At 59.8% G+C, this 15,426-nt stretch carries 14 protein-coding genes and 1 tRNA gene; 8 read left to right on the top strand and 7 right to left on the bottom strand.

Annotated features, from left to right (window positions below):
• The first annotated feature begins 5 nt into the window (after window positions 1-5).
• From AB4O36_RS03000 to AB4O36_RS02965, 8 genes are all read left to right on the top strand, one after another.
• A complete protein-coding gene (locus AB4O36_RS03000; RefSeq protein ID WP_460121561.1) occupies window positions 6-368 on the top strand; it encodes a DUF5064 family protein in 363 nt (120 codons plus the stop codon).
• Between the two features lie 218 nt (window positions 369-586).
• On the top strand, window positions 587-2,095 hold the full coding sequence (locus tag AB4O36_RS02995; RefSeq protein ID WP_460121559.1) for a sigma-54-dependent transcriptional regulator: 1,509 nt from the start codon (window positions 587-589) through the stop codon (window positions 2,093-2,095).
• A 433-nt stretch (window positions 2,096-2,528) separates the two neighbouring features.
• A complete protein-coding gene (gcvH, locus tag AB4O36_RS02990) occupies window positions 2,529-2,912 on the top strand; it encodes a glycine cleavage system protein GcvH (protein WP_460121558.1) in 384 nt (127 codons plus the stop codon).
• Window positions 2,913-2,923: 11 nt separating this feature from the next.
• Entirely contained in the window at window positions 2,924-5,776 is a 2,853-nt protein-coding gene (gene gcvP, locus AB4O36_RS02985) for an aminomethyl-transferring glycine dehydrogenase (protein ID WP_460141026.1), read from the top strand.
• A 120-nt stretch (window positions 5,777-5,896) separates the two neighbouring features.
• The gene (locus tag AB4O36_RS02980) at window positions 5,897-7,273 is read left to right on the top strand and encodes an L-serine ammonia-lyase (RefSeq protein ID WP_460121554.1); all 1,377 of its coding nucleotides are present in this window, start codon (window positions 5,897-5,899) and stop codon (window positions 7,271-7,273) included.
• Between the two features lie 33 nt (window positions 7,274-7,306).
• Window positions 7,307-8,431, top strand: a complete 1,125-nt coding sequence (gcvT, locus tag AB4O36_RS02975) for a glycine cleavage system aminomethyltransferase GcvT (RefSeq protein ID WP_460121553.1) — start codon at window positions 7,307-7,309, stop codon at window positions 8,429-8,431.
• A 403-nt stretch (window positions 8,432-8,834) separates the two neighbouring features.
• Window positions 8,835-9,047: a cold-shock protein gene (locus AB4O36_RS02970; RefSeq protein WP_007977299.1), complete on the top strand. Its 213-nt coding sequence runs from the start codon at window positions 8,835-8,837 to the stop codon at window positions 9,045-9,047.
• Window positions 9,048-9,142: 95 nt separating this feature from the next.
• Window positions 9,143-9,634: an RDD family protein gene (locus AB4O36_RS02965; RefSeq protein WP_460141025.1), complete on the top strand. Its 492-nt coding sequence runs from the start codon at window positions 9,143-9,145 to the stop codon at window positions 9,632-9,634.
• A 135-nt stretch (window positions 9,635-9,769) separates the two neighbouring features.
• Here the strand turns inward: AB4O36_RS02965 and nadA are convergent, their stop codons facing one another.
• From nadA to tolB, 7 genes are all read right to left on the bottom strand, one after another.
• Window positions 9,770-10,828, bottom strand: coding sequence for a quinolinate synthase NadA (gene nadA / locus AB4O36_RS02960; protein ID WP_460121549.1), 1,059 nt, complete (start codon window positions 10,826-10,828; stop codon window positions 9,770-9,772).
• A gap of 264 nt (window positions 10,829-11,092) precedes the next feature.
• Window positions 11,093-11,168: transfer RNA gene (locus tag AB4O36_RS02955), tRNA-Lys, on the bottom strand.
• Between the two features lie 63 nt (window positions 11,169-11,231).
• Window positions 11,232-11,924, bottom strand: a complete 693-nt coding sequence (gene queC / locus AB4O36_RS02950; protein ID WP_460141024.1) for a 7-cyano-7-deazaguanine synthase QueC — start codon at window positions 11,922-11,924, stop codon at window positions 11,232-11,234.
• A gap of 1 nt (window position 11,925) precedes the next feature.
• On the bottom strand, window positions 11,926-12,573 hold the full coding sequence (queE, locus tag AB4O36_RS02945) for a 7-carboxy-7-deazaguanine synthase QueE (RefSeq protein WP_192305571.1): 648 nt from the start codon (window positions 12,571-12,573) through the stop codon (window positions 11,926-11,928).
• Window positions 12,574-12,739: 166 nt separating this feature from the next.
• A complete protein-coding gene (gene ybgF / locus AB4O36_RS02940) occupies window positions 12,740-13,579 on the bottom strand; it encodes a tol-pal system protein YbgF (protein ID WP_460141023.1) in 840 nt (279 codons plus the stop codon).
• Between the two features lie 6 nt (window positions 13,580-13,585).
• Window positions 13,586-14,083, bottom strand: a complete 498-nt coding sequence (gene pal / locus AB4O36_RS02935) for a peptidoglycan-associated lipoprotein Pal (RefSeq protein WP_150772357.1) — start codon at window positions 14,081-14,083, stop codon at window positions 13,586-13,588.
• Window positions 14,084-14,135: 52 nt separating this feature from the next.
• On the bottom strand, window positions 14,136-15,416 hold the full coding sequence (gene tolB, locus AB4O36_RS02930) for a Tol-Pal system beta propeller repeat protein TolB (protein ID WP_460126565.1): 1,281 nt from the start codon (window positions 15,414-15,416) through the stop codon (window positions 14,136-14,138).
• Window positions 15,417-15,426 lie beyond the last annotated feature (10 nt).

The raw sequence follows: 15,426 nt of genomic DNA, 5'->3' as shown, positions 1-15,426 counted from the left end.
CGACAATGGCGAAGTTCGAGCCGGGTCATCTGCACATCGAGCGTCATGCGCTGACGCGTGATGATGTCAGCTACAACCTGCACATTGACTATGAAGTCACGCAGCACCCGAAGGAAGGCAAGGGAATGACGTTCACTTTGCATGGCAGCATGCAGGGCAAGGACATGAAGGAATCGTTTTTTCTGCCCAAGGACCAGGCTTACAACTTTGCCAGCAACGTGACGAAAATTGCCGAGAAGTATGGAATTCCAAAGACCCACAGCAATATCGGCTCGATCCACAAGCACTACGACCAGATGTTCGAAGATGTTCGGCTGCAACTGAACATGAAATCCGGAGACCCGGTGAAACCCGAGCATCTGGAGTAACCCCTCAAAACGACTTTGGTCCCCCTGTAGGAGCGAGCATGCTCGCGATGGTCGTCAACGATGACGCTGGCTGTCATTAACCAGCGTCGTTCCTGAGTCCATCGCGAGCATGCTCGCTCCTACAGGGGGGCTCTCTCTGAAACTCGACAACATTTCACCAATCCCCCGCCCCAAGGCATACTTGCCACCCTTCGCATTGCAGAATCCAGTAGCGCCCCATGCGTATCCACGTCAGTTTCATCGACCGCGTCGGCATCACCCAGGAAGTCCTGGCTCTGCTCGGTGGGCGCAATCTCAACCTGGATGCGGTGGAAATGGTCCCACCCAACGTCTACATCGACGCCCCGACCCTGAGTCCAGAGGTGCTCGAAGAACTGCGTGACGCGCTGCTCAGCGTGCGTGGCGTGCAGGCAATGACGGTGGTCGACATCCTCCCCGGTCAGCGACGCCACTTGCAACTCGATGCCTTGCTGGCCGCGATGACCGATCCGGTGCTGGCGTTGGACAGTGCCGGCAAGGTACTGCTGGCCAACCCTGCGCTGATCGCCCTGTACGGCCGTGAGCCAGCCGGGCTAAGCGTGGCCGAGCTGTTTGCCGATCCCGCGCTGCTCGACACGCTGCTGGAGCAAGGCTTTCGCCTGCCCCTGCGCGAGATCACGCTCAACGGCCAGACGTTGTTGCTGGACGCCACGCCGATCACCGACGCCGGCGCCCTGTTGACGCTCTACCCGCCGAACCGCATCGGCGAACAGCTTTCCGCGCTGCACCACGATCATGCCGAAGGGTTCGATGCACTGATTGGCGAATCCCCGGCGATTCGCACACTCAAGGCTCGCGCCCAACGGGTGGCGGCGCTTGACGCGCCGTTGTTGATCCAGGGCGAAACCGGCACCGGCAAGGAACTGGTGGCGCGCGCCTGTCACGCGATCAGCGCCCGGTACAGTGCGCCTTTCCTCGCATTGAACTGCGCGGCATTGCCGGAGAACCTCGCCGAAAGCGAGCTGTTCGGCTATGCCCCCGGTGCCTTTACCGGCGCGCAACGCGGCGGCAAACCGGGGTTGATGGAACTGGCGAACCAGGGCACGGTGTTTCTCGATGAGATCGGCGAGATGTCGCCGTACTTGCAGGCCAAACTGCTGCGTTTTCTCAATGACGGCAGCTTCCGCCGGGTCGGTGGCGATCGCGAGGTCAAGGTCAATGTGCGCATTCTCAGCGCCACCCACCGCGACCTGGAAAAGATGGTTGCCGAAGGCACCTTCCGCGAAGACCTGTTCTACCGCCTCAATGTGCTGAATGTCGAAGTCCCGCCGTTGCGCGAGCGTGGCCAGGACATTCTGCTGCTGGCCCGTTACTTCATGCAGCAGGCTTGCGCCCAGATCCAGCGCCCGGTGTGCCGTCTGGCGCCGGGCACCTACCCCGCGCTGCTGGGTAATCGCTGGCCGGGCAATGTGCGGCAATTGCAGAACGTGATCTTCCGCGCCGCCGCGATCTGCGAAAGCAGCCTGGTGGACATCGGCGACCTCGACATCGCCGGCACATCCGTGGCCCGCCAGAGCGACAGCGACGTCGAAAGCCTGGAGCAGGCCATGGAAGAATTCGAAAAGTCCCTGCTGGAAAAACTCTACGTCAGCTACCCCTCCACCCGCCAACTCGCCAGCCGCTTGCAAACCTCCCACACGGCCATTGCGCATCGGCTGCGCAAGTATGGGATTCCCAATAAAGCTTGAAGGCATACACCGGCCACTGTAGGAGCGGGCTTGCCCGCGATTGCTGTTTGTCAGGTATAAAAAAATTGCCTGACACACCGTCTTCGCGAGCAAGCCCGCTCCCACAATGGCCGAGTAAATCCTCATACCCATACTAAAAACGACCTCCACTGTACTGAAAGCGCTACAGCGGAACGATATCGCTACACACCTCCCTGATCAGCGCCGTGCAAGGCTTTGATCCCCCTCGGCTTTTTTCTACACGCCTGCCTGTAGCGATTTCGCTACACACCGACACCCCCCGTGCACCAGATCTATAGGTAACTTGCTGTTTTTAATAGAAAAAACAACATTGGCCGCGTTCTTGCTAAGTATCACCCTTATTAAAAGCAGGGCTTTAGCCCGAAGCCTTTCCATCGCGTCCACCAGACGAGTCTGGCCCCTAGGAGTTTCCATGAGCGAGTTGCGTTTTACTGAAGATCACGAATGGCTGCGTGCCGAAGCGGATGGCAGCGTCACCGTCGGTATCACGGCTTTCGCCCAGAACGCCTTGGGCGACGTGGTTTTCGTACAACTGCCCGAGCTGCAGGCCTATGAAAAAGGCGCCGAAGCCGCCACCGTCGAATCGGTGAAAGCCGCCAGCGGCGTGTACATGCCACTCGACGGCGAAGTGCTGGAAGTCAACCCGGCGCTGGAAAGCAGCCCGGAACTGGTCAACGAAGATCCGCTGGGCGAAGGCTGGTTCTTCCGCTTCCAGCCCGCCGACGCTGCGGCTGTCGACAAACTGCTGGATCAGGACGCCTATGACCGTCTGATCAAAGCCAACGCCGAAGCCTGAGGAGCCCGCACATGACTCAAGTAAACCTCAGCACCGCCAACGAATTCATCGCCCGCCATATCGGTCCACGTTCCGGCGACGAGCAGGCCATGCTCAACAGCCTCGGTTTCGACTCGCTCGAAGCCCTGAGCGCCAGCGTGATCCCGGAAAGCATCAAAGGCACCAGCGTGCTCGGCATGGATGATGGCCTCAGCGAAGCCGACGCCCTGGCGATGATCAAGGGCATCGCTGGCAAAAACCAACTGTTCAAGACCTATATCGGCCAGGGTTACTACGGCACCCATACACCGGCACCGATCCTGCGCAACCTGCTGGAAAACCCGGCTTGGTACACCGCCTACACCCCGTATCAGCCGGAAATTTCCCAGGGCCGTCTCGAAGCACTGCTGAACTTCCAGACCCTGATCAGCGACCTGACCGGCCTGCCGATCGCCAACGCTTCCTTGCTCGACGAAGCCACCGCGGCTGCCGAAGCCATGACCTTCTGCAAGCGCCTGAGCAAGAACAAGGGCAGCCACAAATTCTTCGCCTCTGCCCATTGCCACCCGCAAACCCTCGACGTGCTGCGCACCCGTGCCGAGCCACTGGGCATCGACGTCGTGGTGGGCGATGAGCGTGAACTGAGTGATGTGACGCCCTTCTTTGGCGCGCTGCTGCAATACCCGGCAAGCAACGGTGATGTGTTCGACTACCGCGAACTGACCGAGCGCTTCCACGCCGCCAATGCTCTGGTTGCGGTGGCGGCTGATCTGCTCGCCCTGACCGTACTGACCCCGCCGGGCGAATTCGGCGCCGACGTGGCCATTGGCAGCGCCCAGCGCTTCGGCGTACCGCTGGGCTTCGGTGGCCCGCACGCGGCGTACTTCTCCACCAAGGACGCGTTCAAGCGCGACATGCCGGGCCGTCTGGTCGGTGTTTCCGTGGACCGTTTCGGCAAGCCGGCCCTGCGCCTGGCCATGCAGACCCGCGAACAACACATCCGTCGCGAGAAAGCCACCAGCAACATCTGCACCGCACAAGTGCTGCTGGCCAACATCGCCAGCATGTACGCCGTCTACCACGGTCCCAAAGGCCTGACGCAGATTGCCCGTCGCATTCACCAGTTGACTGCGATTCTGGCCAAGGGCCTGAACACCTTGGGCTTGAGCGTCGAGCAGGAACACTTCTTCGACACACTGACCCTCAAGACTGGCGCGAACACCGCCAAGCTGCACGACAAGGCGCACGCCCAACAGATCAACCTGCGCGTGGTCGATGCCGAACGCCTGGGCCTGTCCCTGGACGAAACCAGCACCCAGGCCGATGTTGAAACCCTGTGGGCCCTGCTGGCCGAAGACAAGTCGCTGCCTGACTTCGCCGCTGTCGCCGCCTCGGTCCAGGGCACCATCCCGGCCGCGCTGGTTCGCCAGTCGCCGATCCTCAGCCACCCGGTGTTCAACCGTTATCACTCGGAAACCGAGCTGATGCGCTACCTGCGCAAGCTCGCCGACAAGGACCTGGCCCTGGATCGCACCATGATCCCGTTGGGTTCGTGCACCATGAAACTCAACGCCGCCAGCGAAATGATTCCGGTGACCTGGGCTGAGTTCGGCGCCCTGCACCCGTTCGCCCCGGCCGAGCAAAGCGCCGGTTATCAGCAGTTGACCGATGAGCTGGAAGCGATGCTCTGCGCCGCCACCGGCTACGACTCGATCTCGCTGCAACCCAACGCCGGTTCGCAAGGTGAATACGCCGGCCTCCTGGCGATTCGCGCCTATCATCAGAGCCGTGGCGAAGACCGCCGCGACATCTGCCTGATCCCGTCGTCCGCCCACGGCACCAACCCGGCCACCGCCCAGATGGCCGGCATGCGTGTCGTGGTCACCGCCTGCGATGCGCGCGGCAACGTCGACATCGAAGACTTGCGCGCCAAAGCCATCGAGCACCGCGAACACCTCGCCGCGCTGATGATCACTTACCCGTCGACACACGGCGTGTTCGAAGAAGGCATCCGCGAAATCTGCGGCATCATTCATGACAACGGCGGCCAGGTGTATATCGACGGCGCCAACATGAACGCCATGGTCGGCCTCTGCGCACCGGGCAAGTTCGGCGGTGACGTATCGCACCTGAACCTGCACAAGACTTTCTGCATTCCCCACGGCGGTGGCGGCCCGGGCGTCGGCCCAATTGGCGTGAAATCGCACCTGGCGCCGTTCCTGCCGGGCCACGCCCAGATGGCACGCAAGGAAGGCGCGGTCTGCGCGGCGCCGTTCGGCAGCGCGAGTATCCTGCCGATCACCTGGATGTACATTCGCATGATGGGCGGCGCCGGCCTCAAACGCGCCTCGCAGTTGGCCATCCTCAATGCCAACTACATCTCCCGTCGCCTCGAAGAGCACTACCCGGTGCTGTACACCGGCAGCAACGGCCTGGTGGCGCACGAATGCATCCTCGACCTGCGCCCGCTCAAGGACAGCAGCGGCATCAGCGTCGATGACGTGGCCAAGCGCCTGATCGACTTCGGCTTCCACGCCCCAACCATGTCGTTCCCGGTGGCGGGCACGCTGATGATCGAGCCGACCGAAAGTGAATCCAGGGAAGAACTGGACCGCTTCTGTGACGCCATGATCCGCATCCGTGAAGAAATCCGCGCGGTGGAAAACGGCACGCTGGACAAGGACGACAACCCGCTGAAAAACGCCCCGCATACGGCGCAGGAGTTGGTCGGCGAGTGGTCGCATCCGTACAGCCGCGAGCAAGCGGTGTACCCGGTTGCGTCGCTGATCGAAGGCAAATACTGGCCGCCGGTCGGTCGCGTCGACAACGTCTTCGGCGATCGCAACCTGGTGTGCGCTTGCCCGTCGATCGAAAGCTACGCTTGAACAGAAGCAGCTAAGAGCTTCGAGCCCCAAGCTGCAAGCCTGAAGCGACAAGTCAAAAGCAAATTGCTCTGGCTTGCCGCTTGAAGCTTGCCGCTTCCAACTGCTCCACGGGAGCCGCCCATGTCTTTAAGCGTGTTCGACCTGTTCAAGATTGGCATCGGTCCTTCCAGTTCCCACACCGTCGGCCCGATGCGTGCCGCTGCCCGCTTCGCTGAAGGCTTGCGCCGTGACGATCTGCTGGCCACCACCACCTGTGTCAAGGTCGAGCTCTACGGCTCACTCGGCGCCACGGGCAAGGGCCACGGCAGTGACAAGGCCGTGTTGCTGGGCCTGGAAGGTGAACACCCGGATACCGTGAACACCGAAACCGTTGCCGCACGCCTCCAGGAGATTCGTGGCAACGGTCGCCTGAACCTGCTCGGCGAACACTCCATCGCCTTCAACGAGAAAGAACACCTGGCGATGATCCGCAAACCATTGGCGTATCACCCCAATGGCATGATTTTTCGCGCCTTCGACGCTGCGGGCCTGCAGATCCGCAGCCGTGAGTACTACTCGGTGGGCGGCGGTTTTGTCGTCGATGAAGACGCCGCCGGCGCCGACCGTATCGTCGAAGATGCCACCGCGCTCACGTTTCCGTTCAAGAGCGCCAAGGATCTGCTGGGACATTGCACCACCTATGGACTGTCGATCAGCCAGGTGATGCTGACCAACGAGAGCGCCTGGCGCCCGGAAGCGGAAACCCGTGCCGGGCTGCTGAAAATCTGGCAGGTCATGCAGGATTGCGTTGACGCGGGTTGCCGCAACGAAGGCATCCTGCAAGGCGGATTGAAGGTCAAACGCCGGGCGGCAGCGCTGCACCGGCAACTGTGCAAGAACCCGGAGTCGTCGTTGCGCGATCCGTTGTCTGTGCTGGACTGGGTCAACCTGTACGCCCTGGCGGTCAACGAAGAAAACGCCAACGGCGGACGCGTCGTGACCGCCCCCACGAATGGTGCGGCGGGTATCGTCCCGGCGGTGCTGCATTACTACATGCGCTTCATCCCCGGTGCCAACGAAGACGGCGTCGTGCGTTTCCTGCTGACGGCGGCTGCCATCGGCATCCTCTACAAGGAAAACGCTTCGATCTCCGGCGCCGAGGTGGGCTGCCAGGGTGAAGTCGGCGTGGCCTGCTCGATGGCGGCCGGAGCGCTTTGCGAAGTGCTCGGCGGCACCGTGCAGCAAGTGGAAAACGCCGCCGAAATCGGCATGGAACACAACCTCGGCCTGACCTGCGACCCCATTGGCGGGTTGGTGCAGGTGCCCTGCATCGAGCGCAACGCCATGGGTTCGGTCAAGGCCATCAACGCGGTACGCATGGCCATGCGCGGCGACGGACAACATTTCGTCTCGCTCGACAAGGTCATCCGCACCATGCGCCAGACTGGCGCCGACATGAAAAGCAAATACAAGGAAACCGCCCGTGGCGGTTTGGCGGTCAACATTATCGAGTGCTGATGCACGCATCCGCACGACTTTCAGGAGCTGGATATGTCCACCGAACAATTGTTGAAAACCCCGTTGCACGCGCTGCACATCGAACTCGGCGCCCGCATGGTGCCGTTCGCTGGCTACGACATGCCAGTGCAGTACCCGCTGGGCGTGATGAAGGAGCATCAGCACACTCGTGATCAGGCTGGGCTGTTCGATGTTTCGCACATGGGTCAGATTCGCCTGACCGGCGCCAATGCCGCCAAGGCCCTGGAAACCCTGGTGCCGGTGGACATCATCGATTTGCCGGTGGGGATGCAGCGTTATGCCATGTTCACCAACGAAACCGGCGGCATTCTCGACGACCTGATGGTTGCCAACCTCGGTAACGACGAGCTCTTCCTGGTGGTCAACGCCGCGTGCAAGGATCAGGACCTGGCGCACCTGCGCAAACATATCGGCGAGCAATGCACCGTCGAACCGCTGTTCGAAGAGCGTGCATTGCTGGCACTGCAGGGCCCGGCCGCCGTCACCGTGCTCGCACGCCTCGCGCCGGAAGTGGCAAACATGACGTTCATGCAATTCACCCGGGTGAAACTGCTGGGCGTGGACTGCTTTGTCAGCCGTTCGGGTTACACCGGTGAAGACGGTTTCGAAATCTCCGTGCCGGCTGCCAGCGCCGAAGCCTTGGCCCGCGCCCTGCTCGCCGAGCCGGAAGTCGAAGCCATCGGCCTTGGCGCACGCGACTCGTTACGCCTGGAAGCAGGCCTGTGCCTCTACGGCCATGACATGAACACCGACACCAGCCCGATCGAAGCGAGCCTGTTGTGGGCCATCTCCAAGCCACGTCGCGCCGATGGCGCCCGTGCCGGTGGTTTCCCGGGCGCCGATACAATATTTGCGCAACAGCAATCCGGCGTCAGTCGCAAACGTGTAGGCCTGTTGCCACAGGAGCGTACGCCCGTGCGAGAAGGCGCAGAAATCGTCAACGAAGCTGGCGACATCATCGGCCGCGTGTGCAGCGGTGGCTTCGGCCCGACCCTGGGCGCTCCCCTGGCCATGGGTTACCTCGATAGCGCCTACGTCGCCATCGACACGCCCGTCTGGGCAATCGTACGTGGGAAAAAGGTGTCTTTGCTTGTAAGCAAAATGCCATTCGTGCCACAACGCTACTATCGTGGCTGATTGACTGTTTCTATAAGTAACGCGGTTGCGTTAACAGTGCACTAATGTGTAACGCAACCGCCATAAAACAGTGCATTATTCGATTATTACCTTCGTTTATGAACGTTGCTTATAACGATCGAAAACGAGTGAACAACATGATCGAATAAGAATGCTCTAGTGGACCGACTAACGTCATCAACCCGAGCAAATACGGGCCTCTAACAAGGGCTTGTTTTTTCTCCCATAGTTGGCGTAGAGTTTGTTCACTGTGTTTGCATGGGTCGCTTGGAATCGTGACCTGGGCAGTAGCCTACAAGTTAGCTACATCCCGTTCGACGTCTTCTTACTCTCCTGCAACCAGCTCCAGTACTCTTTCATGAGAAGGAGGCTGTCATTAATTTAGCGTCAAAGGAAATAAGAAATGTCCCAACGTCAGAGCGGTACCGTCAAGTGGTTTAACGACGAGAAAGGTTTTGGTTTTATCACTCCAGAAAGCGGTCCGGATCTGTTTGTGCATTTCCGCGCTATTCAGGGCAACGGCTTCAAGAGCCTGAAAGAAGGCCAGAAAGTGACCTTCATCGCCGTGCAAGGCCAGAAAGGCATGCAGGCTGACGAAGTTCAAGCAGAAGCCTGATTCTCGTAACGAAAAAGCCCCTGATGCTGACATCAGGGGCTTTTTTGTGCGCGTAAATCCGTAAAATGGGCTTCTTTTTTCTTGAGACCCCTGGCATGTCCAAACACCAGCTCAAACCACAGGGCGAGTTCCCCGCCGCGACCCTGGGTCGCCGCCTGGCAGCGATGTTCTATGACTTCCTGCTGTGCACCGCCCTGCTGATCGTGACCAGCGGCGTCTACAAGATGATCCAGATGGCGATCATCGGCGAAGACCGGATGCGCACTCTCACAGAAGCGGGCGCGCTGGATGGCGATCCACTGCTGTCGACAGTGCTGTTTTTTGTATTGTTCGGCTTCTTCGCCAAGTTCTGGACCATGACCGGCCAGACCCTGGGCATGCAGGTGTGGTGCATCCGCGTACAGAACGCCGACGGCTCGTCCATCAGCCTGTGGCAGGCGCTGCTGCGCTTTATTGTGTCGATCGCATCGTGGCTGTGCGTAGGGCTGGGATTTGTCTGGTCGCTGTTCGACAAGCAGAAGCGCAGCTGGCATGACATCTATTCAGGCACTGAGTTGGTGCGGATTCCGAAGAAGAAAAAAGAGTGACCTGTAGGAGCGGGCTTGCCCGCGATGATCGCCAACGAGACCGCGTGCGGCCTGGATGCCCGCGGTGTCTGGACTACCATCGCGAGTAAACTCGCTCCTACAGGGGACTGCGCTTCCCTTGCTCGCGAGGCGGTGTCAGGCGTTACCCGCCAGCTTCATCCGGGCGGCCTGGGTGAAGTCGAGCATGCGCTTGAGCGGACGAATCGCCTGGGGAATCAGCGCCGGGTCGACAAAGATCTCGTTGGTGCCTTCCTTCAGGCACTTGAGCGTGCGTTCCAGGGTGTTCATTGCCATCCACGGGCAATGCGCGCAACTGCGGCACGCGGCGCCGTTACCCGCCGTTGGTGCCTCGATAAACACCTTGTCCGGGCACAGCTGCTGCATCTTGTAGAAAATGCCGCGATCCGTGGCGACGATCAGCGTCTTGTTCGGCAGGGTTTGCGCCGCTGCGATCAGTTGACTGGTCGAGCCCACGGCGTCCGCCAGCTCGATCACGGAAGTCGGTGATTCGGGGTGCACCAGAATGGCTGCGTCCGGATACAACGCCTTCATGTCTTCAAGTTGCTTGGACTTGAACTCCTCATGAACGATACAGGCACCGTCCCACAACAACATGTCCGCACCGGTCTTGCGTTGGATGTAGGTGCCCAGATGCTTGTCCGGCCCCCAGATGATCGTTTCGCCGTTATCCATCAGGCTTTCGACGATCTCCAGCGCACAGCTGGACGTCACGACCCAATCCGCCCTCGCCTTGACGGCCGCTGAGGTGTTGGCATAAACGACCACGGTGCGTTCCGGGTGCTGATCACAGAACGCCGAGAACTCATCCACCGGGCAACCCAGGTCCAGCGAGCAGGTGGCCTCCAGAGTCGGCATCAGCACGCGCTTCTCGGGGTTGAGGATCTTGGCCGTTTCGCCCATGAACTTCACCCCGGCGACCACGACGGTCTTGGCCGGATGGGCATTGCCGAAGCGCGCCATCTCCAGCGAGTCGGAAACACAGCCGCCGGTTTCTTCAGCCAAGGCCTGAATGATCGGATCACAATAGAAATGGGCCACCAGTACAGCGTCCTGAGCCTTGAGCTCGGCAGCGATGGCGGCACGGTAGTAGGCCTCTTCTTCGGTGCTCAGCGGCTTGGGCTGCTTGGCATCGAGGTGGGCTTGAACCAGAAGGCGTTCGGAAATCTGCGTCATATTCGCAAGACCTGCAGGCGCATTCGCGCGAAAGTCGAGTATACACCCGGCTCCGGACCCTAAAGGGCACCGCCGGGAAAGTGGGTATGCATCAGGCACGGTGAAGCTGGGCAAGGCTACAGAATATCCGGTCGATGCAAAAGGCCCTTCTGATCTGCGTCATGCGGCGCAGTCCCGGAGGGTCAAGTCCCTGAATCGCAGGCAAAAAAAAATCCGGAAATCCTCACTTTCGTGGGCCTTCCAGACTTTTAAAACTGCTAAAAATGGTGGGTCGTGTGGGATTCGAACCTACGACCAATTGGTTAAAAGCCAACTGCTCTACCAACTGAGCTAACGACCCGCTGTGTGGTGGCGCGTATAATACTGATTTTTATAGGTTATTCAACACCTTATTTAAAAAAACTTAAAAATAGGGTGTTGGATCGCTGATTCCGGCCGCTGCGAAGCCTTCTGCACGCAGTCGGCAGCTGTCGCACTTACCGCACGCACGCCCACTGTTATCGGCTTGATAGCAGGAAACGGTCAAGCCGTAGTCAACGCCGAGCGTCACACCCGTCTCGATGATTTGTGCCTTGCTCATGTTCTGCAACGGCGCCTGGATGCGGAAACCATTGCCTTCGACACCGGCCTTGGTCGCCAGGTTGGCCATGCGCTCGAAAGACTCGACGAACTCCGGGCGGCAGTCCGGATAGCCGGAGTAATCCACGGCGTTCACGCCAATGAAGATGTCACGGGCCCCGAGCACCTCGGCCCAGCCCAGGGCGAGGGACAGAAACACCGTGTTGCGCGCAGGCACGTAGGTAACGGGAATGCCCTCACCTGCCTCTTCCGGGATGTCGATGCTGGTGTCGGTCAACGCCGAGCCGCCCATGCCGTTCAGGTTCAAACCGATGACCTTGTGCTCGATCACGCCCAGGTCGCGAGCGACGCGCTCGGCGGCGTGCAGTTCCGCGTGGGAGCGCTGGCCGTAGTCGAAGCTCATGGTGTAGCACGCGTAGCCCTGTGCCCGGGCCATGGCCACGACCGTTGCCGAGTCGAGTCCACCGGACAGCAGGATGACCGCACGTTTTTCCGCAGTATTGGTTTGTTCAGTCATCTCAGCGCCCCGGCTCGTCATTCCAAAGATATTTATGCAGCTGCAATTGCAAACGGACCGGCAGGTTGTCCGCAACCACCCAATCAGCCAGGTCCCGCGCATTCAGGTCATGGTGACTTGGCGAAAACAGCACCTCGCCAGCGCGCCGCTCCAGACCGTACTGGATCAGCTTGGACACTGCCCAGTCATAGTCTTCCCGCGAGCAAATGACAAACTTCACCTGGTCGTTGGGTGTAAGCAGTTCGATATTCTCGTAGCGATTGCGGTGTGCTTCCTTCGAATCCGGGGTCTTGAGGTCGACCACGCGACTGACACGAGGATCGACCGCCGAGATGTCCAGTGCGCCACTGGTTTCCAGTGACACCTCGTAACCGGCGTCGCACAACTGCTTGAGCAATGGGATGGCGTTCGGTTGGGCCAAAGGCTCACCACCCGTGACACACACGTAGCGCGGGCGAAAGCCGGCGACCTGTTCGAGGATGTCGTCGAGGGTGCGCACGGTTCCGCCGGAAAACGCGTAGGCGCTGTCGCAGTACTGGCAACGCAAAGGGCAACCGGTCAGGCGCACGAAAACAGTGGGCAGCCCGGCAGTCCGCGTTTCCCCCTGCAACGAGTAGAAAACTTCGGTGATTCTCAATGTGTCTTGCATAGTCGCCACGGGCGTAACAGCTAAACAGGCTGTCCGCCTCCGTCAGGCACTTCAAGGAACCCCGCCAACGCGCAGATCCCAAAAAGCGTGTTTCATAAAAAGGGCGTGAATTCTAACGAAAAAACCCGCGACTAGCGCGGGTTTCTTCCAATCGGCTCAAGCCGCGTTACATGCGCTGCAAATCACGTTGGGCCAACTGAGCGGCGGAAGTGCCCGGGTATTGAGACACAACCTGTTGCAAAATGCCTTTGACCTTGTCGGGATGACCCAGGCGGCGTTCTACGTCAGCCAGCTTGTACAGCGAGTCAGGCACTTTATTGTGCTTGGGATAAAGCTGGGAAACCTTGGCGAAAGCCTGACCCGCACCTTGCAGATCACCTTTGGCCAGGTTCACTTCGCCCAACCAGTACTGGGCATTGCCGGCGTACTGGCTGTTGGGGTACTTGCGCAGGAAAGCGCTGAAAGCCTGGCTGGCCTTGTCGAAATCCTTGGCTTTGATCAGGTCGAAGGCTGCATCGTAATACAGTTTTTCCTTGGCCGGATCAGCGGGTTCGCTGCCTGCTGCCGGGGCTTGAGCGGCAGCCGCTCCCGCACCTGCGCCGGCGGCTGCACCGGGGGCGTTCAAGTCGCCACCGGCTGGAGAATTCTCGGGAGTCGCGGCTGGTGCAACGCCGTTCCCTATGCGCCGATCAAGATCCTGGTATCGCTCCAGGGATTCCTGCTTCATGCGCGAAACCTGATTTTGCAGTTCTTCAATCACGCCTTGCTGACGCGAAATCTGATCCTGCATTTGTTGCAGCTGGTTGAACAGCATGCCCTGTGCCGAGGCAGGAGCCGCAGCCCCTCCCCCGGCATAGGCGCCGTTCGTACCGTAACCGGCTGGCGGAGTACTACTCCCGCTATTGTTATAGCCGGAGTCATTATCGACCACAGGAACCGCAGCCCACACCGCAAGCGGAGCGAGGCTGAGAGCCAATACAGTTACAGCACGACGGCACGTTCGCATATCGAATTACTTACGCAGTTCGACGCGACGGTTTTGAGCCCAGGACTGCTCGTCGTTGCCGGTAGCAACTGGACGCTCTTCGCCGTAGGAAACCAGTTCCAGCTGAGCTGGGGAAACACCTTGCAGTACCAGGTAGCGCTGAACGGCTTTCGCACGACGCTCGCCCAGTGCCATGTTGTACTCACGAGTACCACGTTCGTCGGTGTTGCCTTCCAGAACAACGCGAGCGCCGTTTGCTTTCAGGTCTTTGGCGTGAACGTCCAGGGAGCGCATGGCTTCTGGCTTCAGGTCCGAGCTGTCGTATTCGAAGTAGAAGGTGGTGATTGCGCGCAGAGCAGCTTCTTCGCTCAGGGAGCCGTCAACAGCACCAGTGTTAGCGCCGTAACCAGCGTTTGGATCAACAGCGCCTTCACCGGCGTTGTCGCCGCCTTTGGACGAGCAACCTACAGCTACAGCCATGGCCAGAGCCAGCGCAGCAAATTTACCAAACTTCAGCATTTCCATCGTGAAACTCCTAATGAACCCCAGTGTGTTAAGTAAAACGTAAAGCGCCGCGTCAGTTCAGGTAAGGGGACCAGGAAGGTTCTCTGACTTCGCCTTGTGCGGTAGGAAGCGGGAGCCTTACGCGTCCATTAATGGACACGAGCATCAAGACTCCCCGGCCCTGCTGGCGGGTGGCGTAGATTACCATGGTGCCGTTGGGCGCAACAGTAGGCGACTCGTCCAGAGTGCTATCAGTGAGGATTTTTACACTTCCTCGCTGCAAATCCTGGGCTGCCACCTTGAAATTGGTGAAACCGTCCTGGCGGTGAATCATCACCAGCGTCTTTTCATCAGCCGACAGTTTAGGGTTGGCGTTGTAGTTACCCACGAAGGTCACACGCTCCGCCCCGCCGCCACCGACGCTGGTTTTGTAGATCTGTGGCTTGCCGCCACGGTCCGAGGTGAAGTAGATGGTCGAACCATCCTTGCCCCAGAACGGTTCGGTATTGATGCCAGGACCATTGGTCACACGAGTGATCTGACGCGAACCCAGGTTCATTACGTAAATGTCCGGGTTACCGTCCTTCGACAGCACGAATGCCAGGCGATTGCCATCCGGCGACCAGGCGGGTGCACCGTTCAGGCCCTCGAAATTGGTCAGTTGCTCACGGCGACCGGTGTCGATGTTCTGCATGAAGATACGTGGACGCTTCTGCTCGAACGACACATAGGCGATACGCTTGCCATCAGGCGCGAAACGCGGCGACAGGATCGGCTCGCGCGATTGCAGCAGGGTCACGGCACGGGCACCGTCGTAGTCCGAGCGTTGCAGCGTGTAGCGGGTGTTCTTCTCGGAGAAACGTTCTGCCGTCACGTACAGCAGGCGAGTCGAGAACGCACCTTTGATACCGGTGAGTTTTTCGAACGACTGGTCGGCAATGTAGTGCGCCATGTCACGCAGTTGATCAACACCACCCGACACGCTGCCGGTCAGCACTTGCTGCTCGGTGGCGACGTTGAACAGCGCGTACTGGACCTGCAGGCGACCACCGGCCGGCGCGATGCTGCCGACCATGATGTACTGGGCACCCAGCGCCTTGAAGTCGCGGTAGATGATTTCGCTGGCCTGACTTGGCTGGCTGATCATGTTTTGCTTCGGAATCGGCGAGTAGTAACCCGAGTTACGCAGGTCGTTACCGATGATTTCAGCCATGTCGTCCGGCAGCACGCTACCGCCCTGGTTACCAAAAGGCACGACGGCAATCGGTGTTGCCCGATCACTGCCGCTGGTGACCAGAATATTTTTCTCATCCGCCATCGCCAGACCTGCCATGCAGCAGATTGCGATCAGCATTCCTCGAAGA

It is taken from the genome of Pseudomonas sp. S2_E01, from assembly GCF_054668365.1.
This window is presented reverse-complemented; position numbering and strand designations above follow the sequence as displayed.